Source organism: Desulfurococcus sp. (assembly GCF_049970475.1).
In the GTDB taxonomy this organism is placed as follows: domain Archaea; phylum Thermoproteota; class Thermoprotei_A; order Sulfolobales; family Desulfurococcaceae; genus Desulfurococcus; species Desulfurococcus amylolyticus.
This window is the reverse complement of sequence record NZ_JBMFMW010000071.1, coordinates 1-6,000: the sequence shown is the minus strand read 5'-3', so window position 1 is coordinate 6,000 and position 6,000 is coordinate 1. Positions and strand designations below refer to the sequence as shown.

The window sequence follows — 6,000 nt, the reverse complement described above, 5'->3', positions numbered from 1 at the left end:
GAGGCGACCCTAAATGACCCTAAAAAGCACAGAACAGCCCTCTAGGGACAAACGGTGAATAAATACAGTTACAACTGGAAGCCTCGCTCTTTAAGACGGGGAGAAATGCTAGTTAATGGGAGTTATCATGGATATAGTGTTGAAGCCCATCGGATTCGTGAGGACGGGTACACCGGATGAAGAGGTCAAGAACGCCCTGGATAAAAACATTGTGAAGGGATTTATTGAGGTACTGCCGGAGTACGCTGAGGGCCTCAAGGGATTAGAGGGCTTCTCCCATATAATAATAGTGGCATATCTTCACAAAGTACCTGGTGAAGCCAGGAACACTTTGATTGTTAAGCCAAGGAGACTCCTGAGGTTAGGCTTCAAGCTAGAGGAGCTCCCGGAGCTTGGCGTGTTCGCTACTGATAGTCCCCACAGGCCTAATCCAATAGCGTTAACCATTGTGGAGGTGGAGAAGATAGAGAAGAACAGGATCTACGTCAGAGGCCTCGACCTCTTCGATGGTACTCCCGTACTCGATATAAAGCCCTATGATAAGAGCAGAGCGGTGCAGGGTTTCAAGGTACCTGAGTGGCTCAGGGTGCTTGAGGAGAGAATTAGGGAGAAAAACGGTATGGATTTGACGCCTTGAGGAGAGGTTTCTACTCGATTATCTTGAGGAGTGTTAAGAGAATATCCATGATGTCTCTAACGCTGACCATTCCAACAGGCTTATTATTTTTATCTACGACTGGCAGGTGCCTTACATTGAACTCCCTCATCTTCTCAAGGGCTTCAGTTATATGCGCATCAGGGCTTATGGTTAACGGATTCTCCTTCATGAATCTTGCCACCGGTATGTCCTGACCTATCTTACCTAGTGCAACAGCCGCCACTACATCCTTAGCTGTCACGATACCTGTTAGCAAGCCATCACTGTTGACCACTATGACACTTGAGGTATTGTTCTCGAACATTAGTTTGGCGGCTTTCTCCACGGACTCCGTCTCCTTTATCGTGATCGGTGGAGCTGACATGATATCGCTTACCCTTAAAGGCACACTTCTCTTACGCCTAAAGAGCGACACGTGTGCCACCTTTTCCCGATACATAATTACTTAAATAAAGCTTTATTTTTATAGCTCCCACCTAGATATTCTAGATAATAAGAGGAGATACCCTTGATAGAATTTCCCCGGGATTTCACGTTTGGAACAGCAACGGCTTCCCACCAGATTGAAGGAGACAACATGTATAATGACTGGTGGTATTGGGAGACAACTGGAAGGCTAAGAGTTAAATCAGGAAAGGCATGCAATCACTGGGAACTCTACCGTGAAGACATAGAGTTGATGAGTAGGCTCGGCTACGATGGATACAGGTTCTCCATAGAGTGGAGCAGGATATTCCCCCAGGAGAACTTGTTCGATGAGAGGGCTTTAAACAGGTACGTGGAGATCGTGGAGCTCCTAAGAAAGCACGGGATAACCCCAGTGGTCACACTACACCATTTCACGAGCCCCAAATGGTTTATTGATAAAGGGGGATGGCTTAGAGAGGAGAACATATCCTACTTCAGGAGGTATGTTGAAGCAGTTGTGGATAGTGTTAAAGGGGTGAACTACTGGGTTGTCTTCAACGAGCCAAATGTTTACATTCTCCAGGGCTACATAATGGGCGCGTGGCCCCCTGGCTACAAAAGTCTGAAGATAGCTGATAAGGCAGCAGTGAACATCGTGAAGGCTTATAAGGAGGCCTACGAGGTCCTCAAAGGAAGGGGGAAAGTAGGGGTAGCCCAGAACCTGATATCCTTCAAGCCGGCTAGTGATGGTAGACGGGATCTCAATGCATGCGAGAAAGCTAGGGAGGCATATAACCACGGGTTCCTGAAAGGGGTACTCCAGGGAGAATATGTTTCACTGAGAGGGATAAAGAGGATTGAGGAGAGCGATATGGACTTCATCGGCGTCAACTATTATAGTGGGTTCGTGGTTAAACACGTGTTCAACCCCTTGAAGATGTTCATGGATGTGAGGCCTCTTGACACAGGGTTGTGGACCACTATGGGGTACTGTATATACCCCAGGGGGATCTATGAGGTGACGAGAGAAGTCTATGATAGATACAGGAGGGATATCATTATCACGGAGAACGGTGTAGCCGTTAAAGATGATGAGTTAAGGATACTCTCGATTGTGAGGCACCTCCAATATGTCTACAAGGCTTTATCCGAGGGTATACCTATACACGGCTACTATTACTGGAGCTTCATGGATAACTATGAATGGGATAAGGGCTTCGAGCAGAGGTTCGGCTTGTTCGAGGTAGACTACTCGACGTTCGAGAGGAAGCCGAGGAGAAGCGCGTATGTCTATAGCGAGATAGCAAGAACTAAGAGGATAAGCGATGAGCTACTGGAGAAGTATGGTGAAAAACAGAGTTAACCAAGACTACTTCTTCCCAGCTAGAAATTCCTTCGCTACATTATATGCTTTCAAGGCATACATGAGGGCGGGCCCGCCGCCCATGCATACAGCTACCTTTATCACGTCGAGTATTTCATCCATTGTTGCGCCGGCATTCACCACTGCATTAGTGTGCCATATTATGCAGGGTTCGCACCTCACAGCGATAGCTATACCCAGGCTGATCAATTCTTTGGTTTTCGTATCAAGGGTCTTTGCCGATTCAGCTTCATGCATGTACTTCAGGAACTCCTGGAGCTCGGGTGTTCTAGAGGAGAGTTCGTTTAATATGGAGACTATTTTCTCAAGTTCAGCCTTATAAGACATGTAGTCCACCATATTTTTATTATCAGTATTCACATATATAATATATTCACATATATAATATTTTCTTAATATATCTATTTAATGGTAAACTAATACATCCCTATAGAGGGTACACCGTTTCTCCTGATCCTGGTAAACACGTAGTGATTGACGGCCAACGCTGTAATCAAGTATGCTAGAGCATAGGGTAGACCATAGAGGATAAGCTTATCAGTAGGCATTACTACTGGCGCTTTAAGGAGGACGTGTCTGAGTAGCTCGGCTGGATACGAGTATGGCGTTGCCAATGCCACTATCTGTACCAGTCGGGGCATTGAAGCAAGGGGTGTTAACCCGCCACTGGCTATAGGTATTATCCAGGAGAGGAGCTCGACTATTATATTACTGGTTCCAGACGCAAGGATAGATGCCCCCAGTAGCAGACTATGTGCCGCCAGCACGGTTAGTATCATTGCAAGCACGGTGAAAAATAGGAGTGGATCGGAGACGCTGAGGTATGGGGGAGCGTAGAGTAGTGTTAGTAATAAATAGATCTCCCCGAACTCTATCACAAGCCACATCAAGCTAACTGGGAGGAGCCCAATAAAGTACAAGTACAAGCTTCTACCAGCTACGATAGCCTGCTCCAGGACACCGCTTCTAAGCATCCACCTTAAGTGACTACTCCAATCCCATGTAGCAGTCATATAGGAGGAGAACACTAGCATAGACACCAGCGTATAGCCCGCTGTAACCTGCTTATCTAGGCTGCTCGGCGAGAACAATACTATAGGTCCTATGAAGAGGAATCCCCAGAGAGTGAAGCCTATCAGGCTTATCCAGAAACCATGCTCTCTCAGCATCTCCGCCTTAAAGTAGGCTGTGAGCGTCTGTGTGATCACTTCCTTCACTCCGTCTTCACCCCTGCTGTACGGAGCTTGCCCTCCCATTTAACAATGCTTCTAACACCTATAGGCAGGTAGATCAATGTGAGAGCTGTTGCAAGCCCTATAAGCATCCAGGAGTAGGAGTCGAGCTCAAGACTGGTCAGGAGCCTCTGCACAGCCTCAATAATACTGCTCGATGGGATCAGGTAGGTTATTAAACGGGCTACCCAGGGCATCATGTACCTGGGATAGTAGACTCCCAGCAGTATCATTATGAGGGGCCTCACAATGTTGAGTACTCTCCAGTTCTCACCTGTGGATCTATACAGTAACCCCATTATTAGCAGGGAGACCGGTATAAAGGATAGGGATGCCGCTATAGTCATGGCTATTATAGCGAGGCTCTCGACGAGCCCGGAGACACCGTGGAGGAGTATGAATACTGGTACAATACTGGTTGAGCCCAGGAGCACCACTAGTGTTAAACGGGGCAGTGGGATCGCTACGTACCTGTATACTCTTTTAACAGGTGATAAGAGCACATAGGGTAGCGTGCCCATCCAATGGTCGAAGTCCGGGCGCCATAGCAGGTCATCGCTTACAGCCATGATGCTCAGCATCATATAGCTACCAGAGATATAGAAGAGGAGGGGGTCTGCACCGGTTTTCTCAGTGAAAGTATTTAATCCTCCTAATCCATAGCCTATGCCCAGTATGAACACTGTAAGCATGTATGGGTATGTAAGGAGAGATATAAATGCGCTCTTCCTCCTTATGATGTCGCCGTATACAAACATGTATTCGGCCCTAATGATCTCAAGTAGTTCCCTCATGCCCCACACCACTTGTAAAGTATATGAAGACGTCTTCAAGAGTTGGCTCCTCGATCCTCAAGGTGTATACTTCCACACCTCTCGTAACCAGCTCCCTTAATAATATACCTGCAACCTCCTCAGGCGATCTTGTGAGGAGCCTCACCGTGAGCCCCTCCTCACTCTCCTCAACGGAAACCTTCTCAACCTCTAATCCCTCAATCGTCCTCGAGACAATCATCTTGTCTCCTCTGACATGGGCTACAATAGTTCTCTTCCCAGCCACTTTCTCCTTGAGCTTCCCCGGTGTCCCCTCAGCAATGATCCTGCCTTTATCTATCAAAAGTATTTTGTCACAGACCAGCTCGGCCTCGAACATGTTGTGGGTTGTGTAGAGTATTGTCTTACCGTTACCAGCCATCTCCCTAACTAGGCTCCTTATCTTCCTGGCTGATGGAGGATCTAATCCAAGAGTTGGCTCGTCGAGTATAAGCACCGGTGGATCCCTTAACAGGGCCCTCGCCAATCCAAGCCTAGCCTTCATCCCGAGACTGTACTCCTCGAAGAGCCTATCAGATGCTCCGAGCTTATCCAGCTCGAGGAGCCTCAGCAACTCCTCGACACGCTTCTCAGCCTCGGAACTGGAGAGCCCGTATAGCGCGGCAAAGTACCTCAGGTTCTCCCTCCCAGTTAACTTAGCATAGAATCCCTTCTCCACACTAAACACTACACCTATACCCCTCCTCACATCATCAACATCCTTGACCACATGGAATCCGTTAATCCATGCATCCCCTTCATCAGGTATGAGGAGTGTTGCAAGTATCTTCACAGTAGTCGTCTTACCAGCGCCATTAGGACCCAGGAGTCCGACAACCTCCCCCCTCCTCACCTTAAAGCTCACTCCTCTAAGCGCCTCAATAACCTGGGGAGTGGACTTGAAGAGTCCCTTCCTCTGTCTCGTCACATATCTCTTGACAAGTCCTTCAGCAACTATACTGTAGTCACGCAAGTCTCGAATCCTCCGAAACCACTATAACCATTAGAATCATGCACCAGCCATGACATCTTTTAATGTTGGAATTCATAATTAAATAATACTGGTAAAACTGTTCCATATAAGGTGGTTTTATGCATGTTTGGGAAACTATGGTTTGGAATCGTATTACTAATCTAAACATAATAGTTTAATTAATTAAACTATACAGTCACCTGATATAAACCTCTTTACTACTTGATTAAAATATTTGCATTAATCAATTAAATATACTCCACCCAATGAAGCCACGGAGCTTCGCAGATCGGGTTACTATATAATTCCTTAAGCTTTATCCATTATATTATTCGATGTGCTTACAGGAGGGGGGTTCAGGCCTTATATAGGTTTATATATAAACTGGTGTCGTACCATCATCCCTGTCCCCCTGCATCCCGCATGGGTTTGCATCCGGCTTGGGACGTTCAGGGTGATCCCGCTGTTAAGGATGAAGCCGGACAGAGCGGGGGAATAAGAAATAAGGGGGTGAAGCAGGCAATTACAGGTAT

General features: G+C 46.9%; 7 protein-coding genes. 2 read left to right on the top strand and 5 right to left on the bottom strand.

What is annotated here, in order from left to right; translation table 11 throughout:
* Positions 1-127: 127 nt before the first annotated feature.
* A complete protein-coding gene (tsaA, locus tag ACP5N5_RS05155; protein ID WP_276814007.1) occupies positions 128-637 on the top strand; it encodes a tRNA (N6-threonylcarbamoyladenosine(37)-N6)-methyltransferase TrmO in 510 nt (169 codons plus the stop codon).
* Between the two features lie 10 nt (positions 638-647).
* On the opposite strand, the gene ACP5N5_RS05150 is transcribed toward tsaA, so the two are convergent.
* Positions 648-1,073 carry a CBS domain-containing protein gene (locus tag ACP5N5_RS05150; protein ID WP_042667337.1) on the bottom strand — a complete coding sequence of 142 codons (426 nt, stop codon included), beginning with the start codon at positions 1,071-1,073 and terminating at the stop codon, positions 648-650.
* 93 nt (positions 1,074-1,166) lie between these two features.
* Here ACP5N5_RS05150 and ACP5N5_RS05145 point away from each other — a divergent pair, with 93 nt between their 5' ends.
* The gene (locus ACP5N5_RS05145; protein WP_083757820.1) at positions 1,167-2,429 is read left to right on the top strand and encodes a glycoside hydrolase family 1 protein; all 1,263 of its coding nucleotides are present in this window, start codon (positions 1,167-1,169) and stop codon (positions 2,427-2,429) included.
* Between the two features lie 6 nt (positions 2,430-2,435).
* Here ACP5N5_RS05145 and ACP5N5_RS05140 read toward each other — a convergent pair whose 3' ends face one another.
* The 4 genes from ACP5N5_RS05140 to ACP5N5_RS05125 all read right to left on the bottom strand — a co-directional run bounded on the left by ACP5N5_RS05140 (position 2,436) and on the right by ACP5N5_RS05125 (position 5,467).
* On the bottom strand, positions 2,436-2,777 hold the full coding sequence (locus tag ACP5N5_RS05140) for a carboxymuconolactone decarboxylase family protein (RefSeq protein WP_428133555.1): 342 nt from the start codon (positions 2,775-2,777) through the stop codon (positions 2,436-2,438).
* Between the two features lie 89 nt (positions 2,778-2,866).
* Positions 2,867-3,667: a hypothetical protein gene (locus ACP5N5_RS05135; RefSeq protein ID WP_012607923.1), complete on the bottom strand. Its 801-nt coding sequence runs from the start codon at positions 3,665-3,667 to the stop codon at positions 2,867-2,869.
* The gene (locus ACP5N5_RS05130) at positions 3,664-4,476 is read right to left on the bottom strand and encodes an ABC transporter permease (protein ID WP_428133550.1); all 813 of its coding nucleotides are present in this window, start codon (positions 4,474-4,476) and stop codon (positions 3,664-3,666) included. The genes ACP5N5_RS05135 and ACP5N5_RS05130 overlap by 4 nt, the downstream gene beginning before the upstream one ends.
* Positions 4,460-5,467 (bottom strand): ATP-binding cassette domain-containing protein, encoded by a 1,008-nt coding sequence (locus ACP5N5_RS05125; protein WP_428133548.1) that lies wholly within the window; start codon positions 5,465-5,467, stop codon positions 4,460-4,462. Before ACP5N5_RS05125 ends, ACP5N5_RS05130 begins: the two co-directional genes overlap by 17 nt.
* Positions 5,468-6,000 lie beyond the last annotated feature (533 nt).